We start from the raw sequence: 2,766 nt of genomic DNA on the forward strand, positions 1-2,766 counted from the left end.
GCCACTTGCCGCAGACTTACTCACGGCCTCGGCAATCTCGGCGTCTTTAGCAGTCTTACCACCCGGCAGCTTGACGCTCTTCAGCTTGATGTGCAGCGTATTGGTGAACGATTCCTTCAGCGCGTCAATGCCGGGATCGCGGCCTTGACGACACGCCTTGAAGTAGTTCTTGAGCGAGTCACCCGCAGCCCATGCCACGGCGGCAGTGAGCGGCGCTTGGATAGCCACGGAGACAAAGTAGCCACCAGGGAGAAACTTAGCGATCTTGGTGGCTGCATACATCGCCCCGTACGCGGCTCCTAGAACTGCGCCCGTGGTGGAGGCAATCGCCCAGCCCATCTGTCGGGCACGCTTTGCAGAGACCAGCACCTGATAGACACCAGAAAGCTCGGTGGTCATCTTGGCAAAAGTCATCGTGACCACGGCAACATCTATGAAAGGCAGAACCGTGGCTGCCGCAGAGACAGTCGTGTAGGTCAGGACGATGGCATTGGCCTTGCGATCCAGCTCGTCCCAGTCGGGCTCCATGTAGCTCATATCTTCATTCCTCATCGGGGGCCAGGGGGTCGGGCCGCGTTTCTTGTCGTCTTCCTCACTACCAAAGGCTTCCTTGACCTTTTTCTTGGCCTGGTCACCCAGCAGCTTGGCAACGGAAAAAATATTATCACTATCCGGCATATTGGTTATTATCCTACCCTCCTAGACAGAGAAACGGTATCCTGGGTTGCATGTCAAAAATTGTGATGCGCCAGGAATGGCACGAGCTGCTTTTTCTGCACTGGGAGATCTCTTCAGAGCAGGTGCAAGCACGCCTCCCCGAGGGCCTAACTGTAGACACTTTCGAGGGCAAGACCTATCTGGGGCTGGTGCCCTTCACCATGCGCAACGTCCGCCCGGTCTGGTCGCCGCCCGTGCCGTGGCTCTCACACTTCCACGAGACCAATGTCCGTGCCTATGTTCGGGATAAATCGGGCCGCGCAGGAGTGTATTTTTTCAGCCTGGAGGCCGCCAACCCCATCGCGGTCGAGCTCGCGCGCGGGCTCTTCAAGCTCCCCTACCACTGGGCCAAGATGGAGCTAGCCCCCGGTGCTTCCTACACCAGCAGGCGCATCAGTCATCCACCACTTCCCGCACACTGCCATATTTCCTACTCACTACAGCATGTACTAGAGCTGCGCACTGCCGCCCCCAGCACCTTGGAGCACTTTCTCATTGAGCGCTACACCCTTTTTAGTGTCTCCGGCAAGCGACTCTTTGCGGGCCGCGTCGCGCACCTTCCCTACCGATTTCAAAAGGCAATGCTACATCGTATTGATCAGAGCCTCACCCATGCGGCGGGATTCCCCATTGAGACTCCCCCTTCGCTGGCGCACTGGGCACTCCCTGTGAAAGTGGATGTCTTTGGTTTGGAGCGCGTGTGATTCAGCGGTTCGAACGCGGGCGGGTATACTTCCCCTATGTCAACCATTGTCGTGGTGCGCAAGGGCGCTCAGAGGTGATCCCTCTATTTTCTCAAAACGAGAGTCCGTATTTCACTTTTACAAAACGGAACTGGTCATTGGGCGCACCAAATTGAACGTGACTGAAAAGGGAGACACCCACCGTTTGACTCTGCCCCACCGACCGATTCAAGGCAAACTCAATTTCGCGCTTTTGCGTGGGCACCGGATCGGTCTGCCCCAGATTCTCATAGCGGTGGAGGTTCACCTGGAGGTTCCATACCGCTTGGAAGTCGTACTCCAGCGTCCCAGAGAGATCGTAAAACGCCCGTCCTGCTCCAAGCTTTGCCTGTACCAGCCCTGAGCCAGAGAAGAGAAGGCGAGGAAGTAGCGATTTAGAATAGGTCAGTCCTGCGAGTCCCCAAAAGTAGTGGTCAGGAAAGCGAAAGTTCTCGTGTTGAAGCCCGCCAATGGTAAAGCCCACAGGCCCCGCGATAACGCGACTGTACATGACCTGAAACTCAAACTTTGGCTCGTTGATATTGCGGAGTAATTGCCCTGGTGGATCAGCATTGTAGGAGCCATCAGTGTAATATTCAATTCGTCCGTCAAAACTGCCGCCAAAGCGCGGCGCATAGGACAAGTTCAGCCGTTCGCCCGTTGAGGGTTTCGGGCTTCCAAGCGCGGAAACGTTGATGGTCTGTTGATATGATCCAGAGATAGCCGTGCCCGATTGTGGAAGTGGCACTTGAAGCGGCGGATTTGTCTTCTGCGGAACCGGCGCGGCTGACTTTCCCTGCACTTGACCGGTGCCGCTTTGCTGCGCCCAAGCAGCAGCGGGCATCCATGAATCCCCGATGCAGAGCACGATTACTGCTATCGCCAGTGACCAAAATATAGGGCGACTAAAGGTGCGGAATCTGAAGGTAGCACCGTTTTTCAAATAAGTCATCATACAAATTCCTTTGTCAAAACCCAGCGGCAGCAATGATCCCGCCGAGTGCTGCGCCGCCACAGAGTATGTAAATGGGTTGTGCCTTCGTCCGTGCAGCGATTATAAGCGCAAGCAGCGCGACTAAAGCCAAGGGCCAGGACGTGACAGAATGACGGGCAACATTCCAAGCGGTAGCACCGAGAAGCCCCACCACTGCGGGCGCGGCTCCCCTGCCAAACGCCTTTAGCCAGCGGTTTTTTGCCAGCCGCTCCACGCCTGCCGCCGCGAGGGCAGCAAGGATAGTGGGGGCGGTGAACATCCCAGCTGTCGCGGCAAGTGCACCGAGAAGCCCACCCGCCTGATAGCCGATAAAGGTTGCCATGATCGTCACGG

At 56.7% G+C, this 2,766-nt stretch carries 4 protein-coding genes; 1 reads left to right on the top strand and 3 read right to left on the bottom strand.

Features of this window, described 5'->3' with window-relative positions:
• A partial coding sequence (locus ACH2EH_RS24675; RefSeq protein WP_395146001.1) for a DUF697 domain-containing protein occupies positions 1-678 on the bottom strand: 678 nt, incomplete at its 3' end.
• Between the two features lie 50 nt (positions 679-728).
• Here ACH2EH_RS24675 and ACH2EH_RS24680 point away from each other — a divergent pair.
• On the top strand, positions 729-1,421 hold the full coding sequence (locus ACH2EH_RS24680) for a YqjF family protein (RefSeq protein WP_395146002.1): 693 nt from the start codon (positions 729-731) through the stop codon (positions 1,419-1,421).
• A gap of 91 nt (positions 1,422-1,512) precedes the next feature.
• Here the strand turns inward: ACH2EH_RS24680 and ACH2EH_RS24685 are convergent, their stop codons facing one another.
• Together ACH2EH_RS24685 and ACH2EH_RS24690 are read right to left on the bottom strand one after the other, a co-directional pair.
• Entirely contained in the window at positions 1,513-2,394 is an 882-nt protein-coding gene (locus ACH2EH_RS24685) for a hypothetical protein (RefSeq protein ID WP_395146003.1), read from the bottom strand.
• A gap of 13 nt (positions 2,395-2,407) precedes the next feature.
• Positions 2,408-2,766 (bottom strand): chromate transporter (locus ACH2EH_RS24690; protein ID WP_395146004.1); only part of this gene is annotated, 359 nt, incomplete at its 5' end.

Source organism: Armatimonas sp. (genome assembly GCF_043760365.1).
Classification (GTDB): domain Bacteria; phylum Armatimonadota; class Armatimonadia; order Armatimonadales; family Armatimonadaceae; genus Armatimonas.